20 protein-coding genes and 2 pseudogenes are annotated in these 18428 nt (G+C 60.5%); 10 read left to right on the plus strand and 12 right to left on the minus strand.

All coding sequences use genetic code 11. The features are described from left to right. Nucleotides 1-10 precede the first annotated feature (10 nt). Nucleotides 11-943 (plus strand): LysR family transcriptional regulator, encoded by a 933-nt coding sequence (locus tag OKW39_RS32555; protein ID WP_090807167.1) that lies wholly within the window; start codon nucleotides 11-13, stop codon nucleotides 941-943. A gap of 30 nt (nucleotides 944-973) precedes the next feature. Here the strand turns inward: OKW39_RS32555 and OKW39_RS32560 are convergent. The 5 genes and pseudogenes from OKW39_RS32560 to OKW39_RS32580 form a co-directional block, all read right to left on the minus strand. Beyond that, nucleotides 974-1051 (minus strand): annotated as a pseudogene (locus OKW39_RS32560) (transposase); the annotation flags it as partial. 147 nt (nucleotides 1052-1198) lie between these two features. Then, nucleotides 1199-1666, minus strand: a complete 468-nt coding sequence (locus tag OKW39_RS32565) for a universal stress protein (protein ID WP_090807169.1) — start codon at nucleotides 1664-1666, stop codon at nucleotides 1199-1201. 181 nt (nucleotides 1667-1847) lie between these two features. Then, entirely contained in the window at nucleotides 1848-2033 is a 186-nt protein-coding gene (locus OKW39_RS32570; protein WP_090807171.1) for a hypothetical protein, read from the minus strand. 557 nt (nucleotides 2034-2590) lie between these two features. Then, nucleotides 2591-2941 (minus strand): helix-turn-helix domain-containing protein, encoded by a 351-nt coding sequence (locus OKW39_RS32575; protein WP_429564517.1) that lies wholly within the window; start codon nucleotides 2939-2941, stop codon nucleotides 2591-2593. A 22-nt stretch (nucleotides 2942-2963) separates the two neighbouring features. Then, on the minus strand, nucleotides 2964-3191 hold the full coding sequence (locus OKW39_RS32580) for a hypothetical protein (protein WP_244144814.1): 228 nt from the start codon (nucleotides 3189-3191) through the stop codon (nucleotides 2964-2966). A gap of 590 nt (nucleotides 3192-3781) precedes the next feature. On the opposite strand from OKW39_RS32580, the gene OKW39_RS32585 reads away from it, so the two are divergent. Together OKW39_RS32585 and OKW39_RS32590 are read left to right on the plus strand one after the other, a co-directional pair. Next, nucleotides 3782-3967, plus strand: coding sequence for a hypothetical protein (locus tag OKW39_RS32585; protein ID WP_429564518.1), 186 nt, complete (start codon nucleotides 3782-3784; stop codon nucleotides 3965-3967). Nucleotides 3968-4041: 74 nt separating this feature from the next. Next, complete coding sequence (locus tag OKW39_RS32590) at nucleotides 4042-4674, plus strand: hypothetical protein (RefSeq protein ID WP_429564519.1); 633 nt, start codon at nucleotides 4042-4044, stop codon at nucleotides 4672-4674. Between the two features lie 365 nt (nucleotides 4675-5039). On the opposite strand, the gene OKW39_RS32595 is transcribed toward OKW39_RS32590, so the two are convergent. Next, entirely contained in the window at nucleotides 5040-5216 is a 177-nt protein-coding gene (locus OKW39_RS32595; RefSeq protein WP_167368717.1) for a hypothetical protein, read from the minus strand. Between the two features lie 605 nt (nucleotides 5217-5821). Here OKW39_RS32595 and OKW39_RS32600 point away from each other — a divergent pair. From OKW39_RS32600 to OKW39_RS32630, 7 genes and pseudogenes are all read left to right on the plus strand, one after another. Continuing rightward, the gene (locus tag OKW39_RS32600) at nucleotides 5822-6199 is read left to right on the plus strand and encodes an STAS/SEC14 domain-containing protein (RefSeq protein ID WP_090807178.1); all 378 of its coding nucleotides are present in this window, start codon (nucleotides 5822-5824) and stop codon (nucleotides 6197-6199) included. 312 nt (nucleotides 6200-6511) lie between these two features. Beyond that, nucleotides 6512-6943: a hypothetical protein gene (locus OKW39_RS32605; RefSeq protein ID WP_090807180.1), complete on the plus strand. Its 432-nt coding sequence runs from the start codon at nucleotides 6512-6514 to the stop codon at nucleotides 6941-6943. Nucleotides 6944-7259: 316 nt separating this feature from the next. Beyond that, entirely contained in the window at nucleotides 7260-9113 is a 1854-nt protein-coding gene (locus OKW39_RS32610) for an FAD-binding protein (protein ID WP_429564520.1), read from the plus strand. A gap of 107 nt (nucleotides 9114-9220) precedes the next feature. Continuing rightward, complete coding sequence (locus OKW39_RS32615; RefSeq protein WP_090807184.1) at nucleotides 9221-9475, plus strand: hypothetical protein; 255 nt, start codon at nucleotides 9221-9223, stop codon at nucleotides 9473-9475. Between the two features lie 261 nt (nucleotides 9476-9736). After that, entirely contained in the window at nucleotides 9737-10759 is a 1023-nt protein-coding gene (locus OKW39_RS32620; protein ID WP_429562353.1) for an IS30 family transposase, read from the plus strand. A 593-nt stretch (nucleotides 10760-11352) separates the two neighbouring features. Then, nucleotides 11353-11941: pseudogene (locus tag OKW39_RS32625) on the plus strand (DUF72 domain-containing protein); the annotation flags it as partial. Between the two features lie 68 nt (nucleotides 11942-12009). Then, nucleotides 12010-12549 carry a hypothetical protein gene (locus OKW39_RS32630; protein WP_429564521.1) on the plus strand — a complete coding sequence of 180 codons (540 nt, stop codon included), beginning with the start codon at nucleotides 12010-12012 and terminating at the stop codon, nucleotides 12547-12549. Nucleotides 12550-12871: 322 nt separating this feature from the next. Here the strand turns inward: OKW39_RS32630 and OKW39_RS32635 are convergent, their stop codons facing one another. The 6 genes from OKW39_RS32635 to OKW39_RS32660 form a co-directional block, all read right to left on the minus strand. Continuing rightward, the gene (locus OKW39_RS32635; protein WP_429564522.1) at nucleotides 12872-13549 is read right to left on the minus strand and encodes a M35 family metallo-endopeptidase; all 678 of its coding nucleotides are present in this window, start codon (nucleotides 13547-13549) and stop codon (nucleotides 12872-12874) included. Between the two features lie 4 nt (nucleotides 13550-13553). After that, nucleotides 13554-14009, minus strand: a complete 456-nt coding sequence (locus tag OKW39_RS32640) for a hypothetical protein (RefSeq protein ID WP_429564523.1) — start codon at nucleotides 14007-14009, stop codon at nucleotides 13554-13556. 90 nt (nucleotides 14010-14099) lie between these two features. After that, the gene (locus OKW39_RS32645; RefSeq protein ID WP_187618704.1) at nucleotides 14100-14267 is read right to left on the minus strand and encodes a hypothetical protein; all 168 of its coding nucleotides are present in this window, start codon (nucleotides 14265-14267) and stop codon (nucleotides 14100-14102) included. A gap of 206 nt (nucleotides 14268-14473) precedes the next feature. After that, entirely contained in the window at nucleotides 14474-14713 is a 240-nt protein-coding gene (locus OKW39_RS32650; RefSeq protein WP_429564524.1) for a hypothetical protein, read from the minus strand. A 183-nt stretch (nucleotides 14714-14896) separates the two neighbouring features. Continuing rightward, nucleotides 14897-15787 (minus strand): transglutaminase family protein, encoded by an 891-nt coding sequence (locus OKW39_RS32655; RefSeq protein ID WP_090807192.1) that lies wholly within the window; start codon nucleotides 15785-15787, stop codon nucleotides 14897-14899. Next, nucleotides 15784-18414: a circularly permuted type 2 ATP-grasp protein gene (locus OKW39_RS32660; protein WP_429364242.1), complete on the minus strand. Its 2631-nt coding sequence runs from the start codon at nucleotides 18412-18414 to the stop codon at nucleotides 15784-15786. Before OKW39_RS32660 ends, OKW39_RS32655 begins: the two co-directional genes overlap by 4 nt. Between the last annotated feature and the right edge of the window lie 14 nt (nucleotides 18415-18428).

Raw genomic sequence — 18428 nt, forward strand, 5'->3', positions numbered from 1 at the left:
TTGACAGGCTATGAAGCAGAACTTCACAGTCAGGCAGGGCGCGCTCGACGGCGTCGAAGTCTTCCTCAGCGTTGCCGAGCATCGCAGTTTTCGCGGGGCCGCCGCGCAACTGGGCGTGACGCCGTCGGCCGTCAGTCAGGCGGTGCGTGTGCTCGAAGCCCGCCTCGGTGCGACGCTCTTCATCCGCACCACGCGCAGCGTCGGCTTGACCGAAGCCGGCGAGCGCTTTCTCGCTCGCGCCAAGCCCGCCTTCGAGGAACTCGTCGCCGCCAGCGAGGTGGCGCGCGGACTCGGCGAGCGACCGTCCGGCCTGTTGCGTCTTTCCGTGCCGCGTGCAGTCGTGCCGATCCTGCTGGAGCCGCTGATCGCGTCATTCTGCAAGGCCAATCCAGAGGTCGAGGTGGAAATAGCGGCCAGCAAGGAGCTGATCGATCTCGCGACGGAAGGCTTCGACGCCGGCATCCGGCTCGGTCAGTTCGTCGCCGCCGACATGGTCGCGGTGCCGCTCACGGCACCGTTCCGTTTTGTCGTCGTGGGAAGTCCCGCCTATTTCGCGGCGCGCGGCCGCCCCGAGCAAATGAACGACCTGCGCGAGCATGCATGCATTCGCTGGCGGCGCTCCAGCGGCGCGCTCGCGTTGTGGTCGTTCAACGACAACGGCCAGCCGATCGAGATCGCCGTCTCCGGTCCTTTCATCGCCAGCGATTTTCCGAGCGTGCTGGGCGCGGCGATCGAAGGCATTGGCCTTGCCCAGCTACCCGAGCCGATGGCCGCCGAGGGGTTGCGAACGGGAAAGCTGGTGCACGTTCTGAAGGCGTACGCGCCGATGGTCCCGGGCGTGTTTCTCTACTATCCGAGCCGCCGCCAGATCATGCCGAAGCTGCGTGCGTTCATCGATCATGTCAAGAGCCGCGCGACGCGCTCGATGCCTGGCGACAGTTGACGAAGTTGATGATGTCGTCGAGGAAGCTCAAAGGTCTTCGCATAGCCGTCGCTCGGACCGGACACCGAAGCAGTAACCGACGATCAGCATGCGAATCATGAGCTCCGGCGTTTCGGCAGCGAACTGATAGGCGCGGCCATGCGAGCTTTTGTTCGTCAACGCAAGCGTTCCAGCGTCTCTACGCTCAAGCCGCTTCCAGCTTGCGAGATCGGTCGCGTTTGTCCTGAGCCCATCATCTGCAGCAGTTTGCGGATTTTATGCCGATGGTGCTTCGCTCTCATGCCGCGATTTTTTCATCGTCGCCGGATCGCGCACGATGGTGACCGCGCACGGCGCGTAGGCGAGCACCTGGCGGGCGACCGAACCGATCAGCCAGCGATCGAACGGCGTATGTCCACGATGCCCCACCACGAGATGGTCGATAGCATGCCGCTCCGCGTACAGCACGATCTCCCTTGCCGGCGGGCCGACCACCAGATCGAACTCCACGGCCCCGATCGAAGCGGCGAGCTTCGCCTTGATGTCGTCGAGGATCGCGGTGGCATGGCGCACTTCCAGATCGATCAGACTTTTTCGCTCAACTTCTATCGCACCCCAGTCCGGCGTGCGCGCGACGACGAGCACATGCAAGCGCGCGTCGAAACGCTTCGCGAGATCGACCGCGAAAGCAACGGCATATTGCGCGGACGCCGACCCGTCATAACCTACCAGCACGTTCTGCATGATCTGCTCCTGTGCGATTCAAACTGGGCCGTGACTTTGTTGGACGAAATGCATCGAGCCATTTGCGTGAACCGCGAGCGCTCCCCGACTTCACGGCGTCGGCGCGAAAGCATGCGCGAACCACTCGCGAACCTGCCGCGTGGATTGTCATGCGGACGACGTCGGCACCTGCGGTGTTGAATCAGTTGTCGTCGCTTCTGGACGGGAGGTGCTCGTGAGGCTCGGGCTCTGCCGCGTCGGCGTTAGGAAGGTCGTCTGGGGCCGGATTTTTCAGGCCCTTCGGATCGGGCTGGCGAGTCTTGCCGGCGGAAGTTTTCGCGGGGTCGAGAGAGGTGCCGGTCGGCTCAGCGGATGGATTGGAGGTCATGATGTGCTCCTGCGCTGATGAATACAGCTTCTACCATGATAGTTCACCTGGCCGATTTGAGGCATACGCGCTGTCACGCCAGCACTACCGTCACGCCCGCCCGCTGTTTCTAGCCACGCTAACCACAGGATCGCCCCGCGCGCCTTTTGTTGCCGCTGGCGGTGCACGCAAGCGGGCCTACCGAGGAAAATTCCGCGTTCCGAATCACACCGAAAATGCACGGGAAGAAACGCCCGACGGCCTTCGTGAGGACGCGGGCGGGAGTCGTAGGTTGATGGAATCCTTGCACATAGCCTTACTGCGGGCCGGCGCCCTGCTTGAAAGCACCGCACGGCAACTGCCAGTCAATGGGCAACGTCAGGATCGACTCGGGGTAGTCCGATGACAGCGCCAAATGGGCCACCGTCTCGTCGTACTCGTAAGCCTTACCCTCGTTGGCCAACTGATGCACCGTCCGGCACACGCGCCCGATGATTGGCGTAGTTCGGCCCAGTTCCAGCCGTTCGACACGGACATTCAAAATCGTTTAAAACGTAGTCAGACATGACTCTTTCTCATCACTCACCCTCACGGATGCTCTTGCGATAGTCAGAAGGACTACTGCCGGTCCAATGTTTAAATGCGCGGCAGAAACTGGTGGCGTCGGAAAAGCCAAGATCGAACGCCAGCACTGCCACGCTCGTGTTCGACTTTGTCAGCCGATGGACAGCGATATCCCTTCGCAGTCCGTCTTTCACGAGCTGGAAGACTGGACATTCAGCGCATTTCATCACGGTTCCATCGTGGCTAAAACGCGCGACTATCTTGAACAGAATATTGCGCAGCCGGTAACCATACAGGATCTTGCGCAGGCATTGCACACATCTGTACGCACGCTCAACCGTAGATTCGCAGAGGAAGGAACGCACCCGAGTGCCCCCGCGCACCAGACTAGCGATAGTTGACGAAGTCGATCAGGTCATTGAGGAACCAGGGCAGAATAAGTTGCGTGTCGGAATAGCTGGTGCCGACAGTGAGTCTCGGTGGTCTTGACGTGGAGTCAGCGGACGGTGCGCCGTCTGGAATGTGCAGGATGTAGGCGTTCGTATCGACCGCCGGCTGATTGTTCGCCGGAGTCGATGTGCAGCCGGTAGCGAGAACGACGAGAACTGCTGCCAAGCAACGAGACTTCATGAGCGGGTGAACTCCGGCGACGTTTTCTACATTATGGCTGAACTGACTTGAATACCGGCAACGAACTGAACCCCATCGCAAAGTCAACACCATTACGCCCAGTGTCGTCCGATGTGCGCCCGCCGCCGACGATCGTCCCAGGGCTGGTGGCCGAACAGATGTACCCGGACGAGCTACGCAATGGACCGAACCGCCTGAGTGCGCGACTAGGGCTTGCGCAGGTGGTCGGAAGAAAACAGAAGCACTGGCGCCGCCACCTACCGGCGCTCTCGCGCGCTTGGAATCTTTGAGAGTCCGTGCTGCATTTTGACGAACTGCGCCGCTGTGCCACGCACTTGAACAGCGTTATGGTTTTCGCCGCCTTGATGTAATGACCCGGTGGGAGCAGCAATCGCAGGGCTTATCTGGACCGCAGAGCCACGGCGAAGGAACGTGATGGCCGGATTGCCGGCGCGAATTCGCTAGACTGACGCGGATGTCGCCGCCCGGCCAAAAGCCGCACGTCGCAGCCTCTGCTACACGGTCACTTGAACGGCAGCTCTGGATCAAACACCGGACTCGGCGCAGAGGCCCGAATGTTGGAATATCCCGCGGTGCGGCAGGGTATCCTTAGGCTTGACCCCCGCCTCGACAGGGGAGGCCCAGTAATAGACGACGCGTCCGCCGAAGTGCTGGAGATTCTTGATAACCGGCCGCCGATAGACCGCGCCGCCCCGATCATCACCGAGCGCTACAGGATCGTCTGGCCGCTACCCGTGTGAAGCCGGTACGGACGTGCGCCTCATTGCAGCTGTGATGCGCCAATCCGGGAGCGGGGGCCATAGAGGGCAATGCAATGGCCCTCGTGATAGCGGTTGCGCTCTACATAGCGCGCTGGCTACGCATCGGTAAAGCTGGCGAGGTGCCACAGATGAAGCGGATATGCCAGGTGTTCTTCTGCGCAGTAGCGCTCCTCGCTGGGTCGGTTGTCGGCCAAACGAAAACACCGAGCGTTGACTGGAAGGAATACGGTGGTTTCAACGCAAGCGAACTCAATTTTTGCTTCTATGAGGCCAATGGAATCATGCGGTTGGCGAGCGACCACTTACGAGTTTGGACCAAATGTCTGCGTCAAAAGGACCTCGATAGCGTTGACACAGAAACGGATCACGGGAAAGCAATCGTCGAGGAGGCAGCAAGAAAAGTTGCACGATACTACGTGCCGCCCATAGCCTCCTTGCAGCCCTTGACTGCGCAACAAGCTTTGACGGTCACGCTATACGAGGTAACAGCGGACCTTGGCAGTCTTCAGACGCAAGCCAGCATATTTTACGAACTCGACTGCCCGAAGCGCATGTATCGGGAATTGAGCATTTACATTCCGTCGAGTGGTAAGGGTCGTTCCGAGGACACGCCGACTGAGTGGCAATTCGTTCCACCGGAAGGTAATGTGGCCACACTACTGCGGCTCCTTTGTGCTGCCCAGTAACAACGGAAAACAGCTTACCCAAGGTGCAGTCAGGATGCTCGAAGCCGCTGGCTGCAACGAGGCAGTGCGTCGACCTAGGCTACGGAACGGCCGCTCACCTGATCATCGCGACCACTGGGGTACCGCCAAGCGATTGGCTGCTCCGGATCGATCAGCGACATTCGAAACGCCGCTTCTGGACGACCTGTCCCGCCTCCGCTGGCAGGTACCTGCCCAGCTGTGACCAGTATCACCGAATGCGGGGCAGGCTACCTATATCGCAAGATTGTCGGTCACGAACCACGTCTCATCCGTGCTCGCGCCGGACAGCCAATTCACGTCAAGCCACCTTCTAAAGCCCGACGCCATACAAGGGTTGCGGATGCCTACTTGCCGCCGATGCCGACCTTGCCGCGCCCGACCTTTCGATGCGGCACACAGGGGCGCAGCCTCTTCCTTGAGCTAGCCGTCAATGTGACGTGCTCCGCAGGGTAGCGGGTCGTCCTGTTCAGCGCGGCCTGATAGGCGGAATGGCCCGGATCGATGCGCTTGAGAGCTGACATCACTGACTCCTCCTCAGAGGATTCTAGTCCGAAACGGCACGGCGGTTATGTCGCCTTCCTGAACATGCTGTAGTCGAAGTCCGCGACCCGGCGCTCGGCGAACCCGGGCGTGCCCTTGACGATTGCCATGCGCTCGTTCCGGTGTGTGCCCACAGGTAATTATTCGAGCGCGCGGCGCACACGCGCGGGATTCTAACCTTCAATCCAATCGGGACTCGTGCGTCCCTTCCCGGGTGGGGCGGGACACGGCATGCCGTCGGGGCGAAAAAACCGAATCTCGACGGGCACCCCAAGCAACGCATCCTTTCGGCCATCGATCACGACATCGCGAGCCTGCTGGAACAGTCGGCTGATGCCGAACCGGCTCCGGCACCCCGGCCGCGCATGAAGGGGCGGCTTCATAATTCCGACAATAAAGCACGCTAAGCGGTGGACGCAGGTTGCCAGCTGCGCATTCGTGTCCGCCTCTTGTCGGCCGGCCATGAGCGGTCACTGACCCTGCGAGAACTGTTACCCGAAGCGGTCGCTCATGAGCCTACAATAGGAACGCATCATCGCGGCCGCAGGCACCGAATTGCACTGCGGAGAACCAATGGGGGACGGCGATGTTCAAATTCATCGATGGGTTACCGCAAGATGTGCTCGCGATCGAAGCCACGGGCAAGGTTACGCACGACGACTACAAAAGTACACTCATACCCAAGGCTGAGGCGATGATGGGCAAGGGGCCGATCAAAATGCTCTATGTCGTCGGGAAAGAGTTCACGGGATTTGAGGTTGGAGCGCTTTGGGATGACGGCGCGTTCGGGCTGAGGCACTGGCACGATTTCAGCCACATCGCAGTGGTTACGGATCTCGCATGGCTACGGGTTATGGTTGGTATGCTAAAACCCTTTTTTCATGGCGATGTCCGCTTGTTCTCGCTTGCTGAATTGCCTACCGCGAGACGCTGGATCACGGACTCCAAGCGAGTTAGTCGATGAATAACATCTGCTGCTAAAAATCTGAAATCCATCTGCGCTACAAGGCGTTTCTACGGAAGATGAATTTGCCGGAACAACCTCATTGCACCATTTTCGATTCCCTATTGCTGTCAGTCACGAGTGTCTCAAGCGGTCGGCCTCGGCCTTCCGCGCGAGACGCAGCTCGCGAATTCAGGCCCGTGGCGTCATCTGGCAGAGGTCGGCCAGTTAAAGACCTTCGACGTCTCGGCCAAAATTGACGACAATGTTCCCAAGGAAAGATTGCGGGTCGTGCTCCGTCGTCGGAGACGCCGCTGAATCTAAAAGGAAAACATGAGACGACTGTTCCTCGCTGGGCTCGCAGCCACCTCTTTCGTGACTTGCGTTCATGCGCAAAGCAACGCGTCCGGCCCGCTCGTCACGCCCTCGGGTAACTTGCAATTCGTGCGCGTCGACGGCGATTTCGTGGGGATGCTCGACAAGGAAATTTTCGATCGCTTTAGCGCGAGCATGCTCACGCATTTCGACGACGTAGGCAATGCAAATGACAGCGTCACGCGCACGCTCGTGCAGACTGATTCCGGCCCGGTGCTGTACGACTTTCGCCACCATCCGCCGCTTGTGCAACGCTCGGGTAAGCGCATGACGGTCAAGCGCGTGTTCTGGCAAGGCGATGAAGTCGTGATGCAAAGCTCGCAAGGCTGGTTCCAGTTCAAACGCGGCGTGCTGACGAAGCTGCAGTCGTCTACGACGACGTACCATTGATTACGCGCACACCCCCCAACACGCGAGCCAGCGATGACATACGTCGCCTCGCCGCGCACGTCGTTGCCTTTTTCCAGGTTGCCTTAACCTCTTGCGGGTCGAGCTCAGCGCGTCGTCGTGGGACAGGTTTCGGCCAATCGACCCCGAAGGCTAAGTCGTTGAAAATCTGTCCGGCGGTGGGCTGGGGGCTAACGATTTGCGGTGCACGGTTGGCGGACTTCGAACGCTTGATGCACGTCTTCCGGTCACCCCATTATTCGAAGAGTTCCGCCGGTTTCTCAGTCATCCGGGTTGCAACCATATTGAGATTTCACGCATGCCGATGAAACCTTCAAACAAAACCACGTCCTCGAAAAGACGACGTATTTTGCAATCTGCGGTCGGAATCACATTTTTGCATAGTGCCCGGAAACAGATGCTCGCTTCGGCGCAAGCGGCGGTATCCGGAGCGTTCACTCGCGTGCGTCCGGGCGATCCAGGCTGGCCGTCCGAGGCGCATTGGAACGAACTCAGCCAGCAGGTCGGCAATGCACTGGTGAAAGTGCAATCGCCCCTGGTGGCTTGCCTGAACGCGCCCGATAGTGACGACTGCAGGCAACTATTCAGGGAGCTCAAGAACCCCTATTTTCTCGGCGACGAGGTGGGTCTAACGCAAACCCTCGGCTGGGTTGACGCGTGGACATCGACACCCAGCGTCTACGCGGTGGCTGCCCGCAACACGAATGATGTCGTGGTCGCCGTTAACTTCGCACGTCGGAACAATCTCCGCCTCGTGGTGAAGGGCGGCGGCCATAGCTATCAAGGCACATCGAATGCGCCGGACTCTCTGCTGGTCTGGACGCGAAAAATGAACAACATCACCGTGCAGGACGCGTTTGTCGGCACAGGATGCGAGGGGCATGCGACCCCGGTGAGGGCGGTCACGGTCGGTGCCGGCGCGCTCTGGGCGCACGTCTACGATGCGGTCACTACCAAGGCGGGCGGTTACGTGCAAGGTGGCGGCTGCATGACGGTCGGCGTGGCCGGCCTGATCCAAAGCGGCGGGTTCGGCAGCTTTTCCAAGGCCTACGGACTGGCCGCGGGAAGCCTGCTCGAAGCGGAAGTTGTGACGGCAGATGGCGCCGTCCGGATCGCCAATGCCTGCACGAATCCCGATCTATTCTGGGCGCTGAAAGGCGGCGGCGGCGGGAGCCTGGGCGTGGTCACCCGGCTGACGCTGCGGGTTCACGAATTGCCCGAGACTTTCGGCGCGGTGAACATGACAATCAAGGCGACATCGACGTCTGCGTTTCGCCGGCTGATTGGCGTGATCATCGACTTCTATAATCAGAACCTGATGAACCCGCACTGGGGCGAACAGATCAGATTTCGCCGCGACAACGTCCTCACTATCTCGATGGTGTTCCAGGGGCTCAGTCGCAGTGAAGCGCAAGCGATCTGGCAGCCGTTCATGGATACGCTTGCCGCGTCCCCGGACGATTTCAAGGTCGAGTTCTCGCCACTGAAGATTGTCGCCATCTCGGCCCGCAGTTTCTGGGCTCCAACCCTGTTCAAGAAGCTCCTCGGCTTCATCAGCACCGACGACCGGCCGGGCGCACCCGACAACAATATCTTTTGGTCGGGTAATCGCGGAGAGGCGGGACAAGTGCTACACGGCTACGAGTCCGCGTGGCTCCCCGCGGCCTTGCTGCAAGATGACCGGCGTCAAACCCTGGCCGACACGCTGTTTGCGGCGACCCGTCAATGGAGCGTGTCGCTGCACGTCAACAAGGGCTTGGCGGGTGCACCGGCGGAGGCTGTCGCTGCCGCGAGAAACACCGCCACGAACCCGGCCGCGCTGGACGCCTTCGCGTTGCTTATCGCCGGGGCGGAGGGGCCGCCCGCGTATCCCGGCATTCAGGGCCACGAGCCCGACACCGCGCTGGCGCGCCGGGACCGGCAGGCCATCGGACGTGCAATGGCCGAGGTGCGCAAGCTGGTTCCAGACGCCGGTTCCTACGTGGCGGAAAGCAATTTTTTCGACGCGGACTGGCAGCGGTCCTTCTGGGGCTCAAATTACAGCAGGCTGCTCGCCATTAAGGATCAGTATGATCCCGATGGTTTGTTCTTCGTTCATCACGGCGTGGGGAGCGAACGCTGGAGCGCCGACGGTTTCACGAAAATCGTATGAACGACTCGACCTTCGAACTCGCACATATGGTTCAGCGGAAATCACATTTCGAAATCTCGTATTGAGGCTTCCCGGCACCATTCGGTCATGACAGGCCGCTAACGTGAATGTTGAAAGGCTATATCCGGCCGACTCCCGCCGACCGCATCGGGCAGGACCCGGCCACGAACGGTCCTTCGCAGTCGGTTGGCGAACGTCTGCGGATGAGCTATCAGTCGCCACTTGGCGAAGCGACGGCGACCGATGATTCGCCGGACGAGCCAGCTTCATTTTCAAGCGCTGTTTCGGGAGTGGGCAGCAGGCAACTCGCACCAGATCCGGAGAATTCCCGGCGCGATTCATCGATCAGTTATATCGAGTAACACCTGTAATCCAGTATGAAACCTTCTTTTCCATGACTCGGACTAGACTGGTCTGGCCTTTTCCCCCGGCAGCGCTTCGTGTTTTTCTCCGCTCGGCCCGCGCCTCCTCAACGTGGGCCAATTTTTTGAGCCAGCGTACCCAACGGTAAAACGGCTGCCCGCTGCAAGCGGTTGCGAACCGCACGTATATTGAAGGAGACGTAAATTGAAAGGGCGGCCTCAAATCTGAAGTGCAACACCTGTTTCGTATAAGGTGTTGCGATGCACGAAAGAACTCAGTACCAGCAACTTCAGCCTGAAGAGCGCCTGACCATTGCAAGTCTGCATCTGCAGGGTTCGAGTATCCGGGCCATGGCCCGGATACTCGGGCGCTCGCCAGCCACCGTTAGCCGTGAACTGGCGCGAAACAGCTTGCCTGCTGGCTACGCGTCCGTGCCGGCTGAAGCGCTCAGTGCCGCACGCCGCAGCGCAGGTCGCAGCCCCACAAAGCTTTGCCTGCAAAGCGTCTGCTGGCGCATCGTTCTCACCCTGCTCGAGTGGAAATGGTCACCCCAGCAGATATCGGGCACACTGAAGCGTATGTATCCGACCGACCCGACCCAGCAGGTTTCGCACGAAACCATCTACACGGCCATCTACGCCCAGCCGCGCGGCGAACTGCGCCGTCAGCTAATTGCGTGCTTACGCCATGGCCACAGCACGCGCATGCCGCGTACACGGGGCACCGACCGGCGCGGACAGATTCCCGACATGGTCAGTATTCATGTGAGGCCGCCCGAAATCGAAGACCGACTGCTGCCTGGGCACTGGGAAGGCGACTTCATCAAGGGTGCCGGCAACCAGTCCTCGGTAGGCGTGCTGGTCGAACGGACCAGCCGCCTGGTGCTGCTCGCCAAGATGGAAGACGCCACCGCCGCTTCCGCGCTGGCGGGCTTCTCTGCCAAACTCAATTCGATTGTTGCGCCACTGCGCCAGAGCTTCACTTATGACCAGGGAAAAGAAATGTCGCGCCATAAAGAGCTCGCTGCCGCAACCGGCGTGAACGTGTACTTCTGCGACCCGCACAGTCCCTGGCAACGCGGCACTTGCGAAAACACCAACGGGCTGCTGCGACAGTATCTGCCCAAAGGCACAGACCTTTCGGTCTACAGTCAGGACGAACTCGACGCCATCGCCGACAGTCTGAACAGCCGGCCTCGTGCAACTCACAACTTCCATTCACCCTTCGAGGTCTTCGCCGCGACCCTCGCATCAGCAAGTCAACCTCAAGGCTCTAAACATTAAACCCGCTGTTGCGCTTCACTCTTGAAACCGCCAAGCACGTCCGACAGCCCGTAATGCCGGTCTGCTCATGCACATTCTTGCCGTGAGTGCGGCGGTGGGCGCAGCCATGATGTCGATCGGGCCGATGGCTTTCGCGCAAGCCAGTTCACCCGTTAGTAGCAGCGTGTTCATCCACCGGTCGTTCGATACGGGCAATAGCGCGGTTAATGAAAACTTTCAGTACATCGCGCATCCGCCAATGCGGCCGGTGGCGGCGAGCGAGCCCACCGTGGTACGCAGTTCGCACCGAGGCCATCGCGGGCAAACGGGAGCGACGGGCAGCGGCACGAACAACGCAGCAGCAGTGCCACTACCGCAGATGCCAGCGGACGCACCATCTAACGCGCCAGTTTCGCAGTAGCGCTTTTTCATCAGATCAGGCCAGGCACCGTGACTGGCGATCGATCGCGGGCTCGTGCCTTCAACCGAGAGGTGATGTGGCGTTCGCGGCTGCGACCGCCCGCTGCTGGACCAAGTGCGGTCGCTCAACGGTAGGAGTCGAAAGGCAGTTACGGGTCGTGAACCGACCTCGATCGTTACCCGCGCGACCTCATGAGAATCTCTATTACAAGGATGTACCGCCGCCAGTTATCGAGGAACTGTGGGCGCGCTTCTTTGCGCCCTGCAGCCACTGCACGTGTGGCGGGCAAACTCGGCGCGGTGCTATTCCAGTTTCCGCACTGGATAACCGCAGTACCGAAAGCGATGAGGCACGTCGAGCACTGCGCCGAGCGCATGCACCCGTTTGTGACCGCGTTCGAATTTCGGCACGAGAACTGGTTCAGCGAGAAGCACCGCGAGTCAACCCTTGCGATGGAGCGTGAACGCGGGATCGTTCACGTGATTGTCGATGCGCCGGAAGGCGTGACGAAGCGCGCGCACTCAGTTTGGGAAGCGACGTCGCCCGAACTCGCAATCGTACGGCTGCATAGCCGCACCGCGTCGACATGGGGCGGCGCCGAGTCGGCGGCGGAACGGTTCAACTATGACTATAGCGACGACGAACTTCGCGAACTCGCGCCACCGATCGAGGACATTGCGGGGCGCACGGCGCGCACACACGTCCTGTTCAACAACTGCTATCGCGATATCGCGCGGCGCAACGCTGTGACAATGATGGGGCTTCTGCGAGTCACGCGGTAAAGGCGCTGGAATGGTTCGCGCTGTCCCCGTGCCGAGAATTCCTGATCCTGATAGCCCTTACGAAGCCCATGAGAGTACTTGCCACACCGATGCGCGAGCGCGGCAAAGACCGGCATAAACGCGATATCGAAGCTGCCGAGCAGGTGTGCGGCGACGTAACCATTAATCACGAACAGTCCGCGCAATACAAGCGCACCAGCAAGGTGGCGAGCTTCCAGCAATCCGGCTCGGCAGATGCGCAACCGCTGCCGCCGCTGCAGGATGTTGAACTGAGCTGGATGGGTCCTAACGGCTTCGTGCTGACCGACATCGAGTTCATCGGTGATATCGCCTATGCTCGGTCGTGGTGGTGCCCGGTCGCTGCATGCCTCGGCGCGCGATCTGTGATTCTGTTTCACGCTGGAATGAAAAGCCCCGCCGAGGCCGGGCCCTATTCTTCTTACGGGTTGGTAACCTTGGTGCGTGGGGTCACTCTTGGATCGTTGCACATCCATGCGCAGCTACCCTTACAGATCGGATGCAACTCAACTTCGATCTGGCGGACAGCTAGTTCACCGTCAGCCCGCTTCACCACGAACCCATCCGTAAGAGTTTTCGGCACGATATAGATATTCTCACTTCTGATACCGAGCTTCCTCAAATACGCTTGCACGTTTTCCCCACGGCGCTCCTGCAAAACGTCAAGATCGTGCTCGCCAATATATGCACCGGCCATCACAATCGCCTGAATCTGCACGTCAGGCCACTTCTTTGCCTCTTCCACCGCCTCTGCGATTGCGCGCCGATTTTCCTTTGAAAGTTCGACCGTGTTGAATGGCAACTCAATAGCCGCTACCTCTCCGATAGTACAAGCATTAACCGGGCGTCCCAAGCAAAACCACACGGCAAGCAATGCCGCGAGAAGGCCACCGCGCAAAATCGGTTGTCTACTCATGGTGCGATATTAACTCCATCGAATGTCGCTATGTAGCCAGCGATGCTGTCCGCGTTGCTAATCGCCTGATGAGGCTTATTTCTCGCGAAGATCATCGCCCCCGCTTCGCTGTCGAGATACATGTGGTCTTGCGAATTAAAAGTGTCTGTGAAGTGCGTACATTCATGGATTATCGTCTTGACCTTGCATATTCCCCACAACTGGGCAAATGGACTTTCACAAAACTTCGAGTAAATAGCGATAACCCGTTTTTCCGAATCCGGTTTGCAGACTGCGGCGTGATTGACGCCCGAATCCGGCGTGACCGCACACGACAGGTGCCGGTTTGTTTCACTGTCCCATCGCACAATCCTTTCTGGCTCCAGTTGCTGCATCGCTGCAAGCAATCTCGGAAGCCCTTCGCTAAGTACCCTCTTTGCATGTACATCCGCACTTGCAAAGAAGGTCGTCACCCGGTCCTGCTCTTTCGTGTCCCAACGTGCAAGGCCCTCAATGCGTTTTTTGATTAACTCGACGCCGATATCGCGTGCCCGCATAGCCTGTCTGCGAAACTCCTTGTTGGTCATGTTCGGGCAGATAGAGGTCGTGTTGATCGTGACGTCCCTATTTGAACCAGGAGTCGTGTTTGTAAAAACAGTGTCATCGAGAGTTACCCATTCGGTGTTGTCGTTCACTTTGCTAGCGCTCCACTTCAATCGCAAGAAACTTGAAACCCTGCGTTGTAACGCGAGAAGTCTGCCCGGCTGCGTTTGTCTTGCGGCTACAGATTTCTTTGCCTTCGGCGAAAATCCGGTATCGCACATCTGGCACAGCGTTGCCGTTGTAATCCCTGATGGTGAACCGTTCATCGAACGGGCCTGCAGGTCGACTGCGACAGAGGCACCCCTCGCCTTGCCCTAACGCCTGCCTCATGTCGTAACCGGACGGGAGAGCCCTGATCGCATTAATCGGAATCCGCTCCCCGGATTTAGGATTCGTCGTCATTGCATGAGGCATATCAGGCCACCCTTTGTATATCTTGAATGTAATACGGCAATCAAGACATTCCCGGTTATCTGATCCCTCGAACATATCCGCAAAGCGAGCCTTCATTTCTGCAATGATCGCCTCTGCGGAGCGCATCCTTTCATACATTGGACCCTCCCATAGGTTAATTCGCGCTTTCAGACCAGCAGACCATTGAGCACCCGTAAGAGCATCATCAGTTACCCTCCGCGTTATGGTTCAGATCGGATACAACTGAAGCCTATCCCGCGGGAAAAATTCGCCGGATTCGACATTCAGACCCATTGCAGACGGTATTGGCGTGAAGTTTAAGTAGACTAAATAGGTGATACGGCAAAGCAGGCATTCTTCCTTGCCCACGGCACCATCCTGTTTCAGTTTTCCCACTTGACCTCTTCTGTTTTCCAGAAAAACATCTATCGAATAAACCATTTAAACGGGTCACCGTCAATGACTTTAATTCGAGATAATCCCGTTTTGACAGATATTCACAATTGCTCTGGCCATCTCATTTTCAGGTGCAGTTTTCCAAAATCACCGTCCAACAAAAAAAGCGGCATTGAGCTGCTTTTACCGTAAGTGACCGACGCCGGTCAGTGCTTTGCCCATGAAGCGTCCATAGCCGCCAGTTTCCCGTTCGCGCCCTGCGCAGGGTCAGCGAGAAGCGCTGCCGCGTCCGCCGGTGTCAGCCGGCGGTTAGGAAGCCGCTTGGCGTCAAGCGCAAGCACGGTGAACAGTTCCTGATCGGTGCGATTGGTCGCGTGGTAGTTCTCGCCGATCTGGATCATGAACTCCAGCAGGTTGCGGCGTTCGTGTCTTTCCTCGACAGTCACAGCAGGACTTCTAGCGGAGCCTGAATTGCGCGAGAAGGCCAATAATCGTAGCTGGTCGATCAGCGTTCCGGGCCACAGACAGTCAACGCGATTCGGCTTTATTCGCGTTCTGCTCGACAATGAGTTGCGGGGCGAATAGTTGGCCGACCTCGGTCCAATACCGGCACCGAACCGCGCCCGCAATCACAACTCCAGCACCGTCACCCCGACTTCCATCCGATGCGCGCCGCCGCCAAGAATCGTCCCGCGAAGCAGTGACACGTCGCTGTAATCGCGCCCGATCGCGAGCGTCACATGATCCAGATCGGCGAGCACGTCATTGGTCGGATCGAGATCGATCCAGCCGCTGGCCGGACAATGCACCGATACCCAAGCGTGCGAAGCATCCGCGCCAATCAGGCGCGGGTGTCCCGGCGGCGGATCGTTGCGCAGATAGCCGCTGACGTAGCGGGCGGGCAAACCAAGCGAGCGCAGACAGCCGATCATCACCTGCGCGAAATCCTGACAAACGCCGCTCTTCAGCTCAAACGCGCGTTCGGCCGGCGTGTCGAACAGCGTCGCCGACGGCTTGTACGCGAAGTCCTCGTGAATCCGATGCATCAGATCGATCGCGCCCGCGACGAGCGACCGGCCGGGCGTGAAGCTCGGCAACGCATAGGCGCGCAGCGTCGGCCGCAGCGCAATATTCGGCGAAGCGAAGCAGTACTCCGCCTCGGCACAGAACGCGCCGCCCACGCGAAACCGCAGCGCCTCGGCCACCGTCTCCCAGGGCGGGGTGGCCTCGGCGTCGAGGTTGGTCCAGCGCGGCGTCAGCGCGACCGTGGTTTCGCTGACGAGTTGCAGGCGCTCGTGCGGTGTATCGAGCGCGAAGTACAGCACGTCGTTGCCGAATGCGTCGATGCGGCTATGCTGATACGACGGCTGCGGCTCGATCCGCTCGCTGCGTGAGATCACACGCTGCCAAGGACACGCGAGCGGCCGGATCGTCGCCAGATGCTGCGCGGTTTCGACATACGTCGAGTAATGGTAGACAGTGCGATGCGAAACAGACAGCACCGTCGACGCGTTCTTCATGCCCACACCTGCGAGGCAACCGTGGTCGCGTGACTGAAATAGCGCGCGCTGATCTCATGCGCGGCCGCATTGGCGAAGCTGCCGATCTGATCGCACAGCGCAATCAGCTTGCCATACGAGCCCTGTTCGTCGACCTCGCACAGCGATTCGAGCGTCGGCAGCGATTCGACGGGCGGCAGCAGCTCCGCGAACGGCCGATGCCGCACACTGCCCGCCGCGATGGCGATCTCGTCGAGTTTGTTGCGCAGGCGCTCGTACACGCCATAAATGCCGCGCGGATTATGCGGTTCGATCACGAGCAGATCGAGCAGCGCCGGTACTTCGAAACGTCCCGGATACAGCGAGCGATACGTGAGCGTGCTGTCGAACATTTGCAGCAGCAGATCGAAGCCGGCCGGCGTCGCGAGCTGGCCGTTCACGGCGACGCCGCGCATGAACGCGGCCATCGTCGCGACGCGTTCGATATGACGCCCGACGAACAGCAGCCGCCACGCCTCATCGCGCGTCATGCGGTCGCCCTGCGCGCCGCTGATCGCCGATAGCTGCACCGACAGATGCTCGAGCGCATTCGCCAGCGTCACGCGGTCGTAGCGATCGAACGCATTGCCGCTGCTCGTGGCACCCGCGCCGCCGTTGCCCGCGCCCACGGCTGGCGACAACACCTGCAACGCGTCCTGAAAGTCGTTGCGCGCCGCGAGGATCATGCGCCAATGATCATTCGACAAACGCCCGCGCACCTCGCCGTTCGCGCGCGCCTGGCAATTGAGGTTCTGGCTGATGCTGACGCTGCCCGCGCTCTCGCCGAGATTCGCGACGAGCGCGCGCTCGAACGTCTGCGGCGACGGCAGCCCGTGCGGCGACGCCAGGTCGCCCGACTGCACGAGGCCGCACCATGTCGCGAGTTCGACCAGCGTCGCGAACATCGAATCGGCGTCGTTGCCTTCGAGCGAGCCGAGAATCAGCCGCAGCAGACGCACGTTGTTTTCCGCCCGCTCGCCGTAGCGGCCCGCCCAGAACAGGTTCTCCGCGGCACGGCTCGATACCGTACGATGCTTGCGCGTGAGATCGGCGGGCTGCATCGGCGAAGGCAGCAGTGTGAAGGTCGAGCTTGGCTGGCTCGACAGCACCCAGGTATCGACGCTGCTGCCGCCGTGCTGCATCGATACCGTGGTCTGACGCTCCGCGGCCATGCGCGTGAAACCGCCCGGCATCACGTGCCAGCCGCCGTTGACGTCGGCGATCGCATAGACGCGCAGCACCGACGGCCTTCCGCCGATCGTGCCCTCCTCGAAGCGCGGCGTGCAGGAAAAGCGCTGCTCCTGCTGGATCGTGAACGCGTCGGGCAACGCGTCGATGCGCTCGCGCCATGCCGCGAGCGGCTGCCTGCCCCCTTCGATGCCGGGCGGCGTGTCGCGTCCCGTGAGCGGCCACGTCGGCACGATGAACGCGTCGTCGAGATGCGCGAACGCATGCTCGCGCGCGGCCCGTTCGCCGCACCACCAGGTCGGCACGCCGGGCAGCAGCAGTTCTTCGCCGAGCAACGCTTCGGCGATACCCGGCATGAAACCGTGCAACGCCGGCGACTCGGCGAACCCCGAGCCCGGCACGTTCGACACGATCACATTGCCCGCGCGCATCACCTGCAACAGCCCCGGCACGCCGATCGTCGAATCGGCGCGCAGTTCGATCGGGTCGCAGAATGCGTCGTCGAGCCGGCGCAGCACGACGTGCACGCGTTCGAGGCCGGCCAGAGTCTTCAGATAGAGCCGGTCGCCGCGCACGGTCAGATCCTTGCCTTCGACCAGCGTGACGCCGAGATAGCGCGCCAGAAACACATGCTCGAAATAGGTTTCGCTGTACGGCCCGGGCGTGAGCAGCGCGATATGCGGTGACGCGTCAGCGCTTTCCTCATTGCGCATCGTCGCTTGCGCGGCCTGCACGAGCGTCGCGATCAGTTGCGAATAGAGCGGCGCGAGCCGGCTCACGCGCAGCGAGCGGAACGGCTCCGCGAGGAGCGTCGACACGATCAGGCGGTTTTCGAGCGCGTAGCCGAGACCGGACGGCGCCTCGGTGCGATGCGCGATCACGCTCCACTCGCCGCCCGGCGTACGCGCGAGATCGAGCGCGACGACCTGCAGATACTGACCGCCGGGCGGCGTGAAGCCCTTCACCGAACGCAGATAGCCCGGATGGCCGAACACCAGCGCGGGCGGCAGTCGGCCATCTTCGAGCAGCGTCCGCGGTCCGTAGATGTCGGCAACGATCGCGTTGAGCAGATGCGCGCGCTGCGCGACGCCGCGCTCGAGGTGCGCCCACTCGGCCTCGCTGATCAGGAACGGCAGGAGGTCGAGCGCCCATGGCCGTGACTTGCCGTTGTCCGCGTAGACGTTGTAGCTGATGTCGTTGTCGCGGATCTGCTGCGCGATCGACGCGTGATGGTCCGCGAGCCGCGCCACGCCGTCTTCGTCGAGCAGTGCGAAGAACTGCCGCCACGGCTCGCGCAGCGCGCCCGACGCGTCGCGCAGCTCGTCCCAATGTCCGTCATGACCCGGCAGCAATCGCAACAGGGACGAAGCGTCCGCCGGCAGCGCGGACGCCTCGAAGGGCAAAGTCGATTGAAAGGCCAAGGTCGTGTGATGTC

This window comes from Paraburkholderia sp. MM6662-R1, from assembly GCF_050436245.1.
GTDB lineage: Bacteria > Pseudomonadota > Gammaproteobacteria > Burkholderiales > Burkholderiaceae > Paraburkholderia > Paraburkholderia tuberum.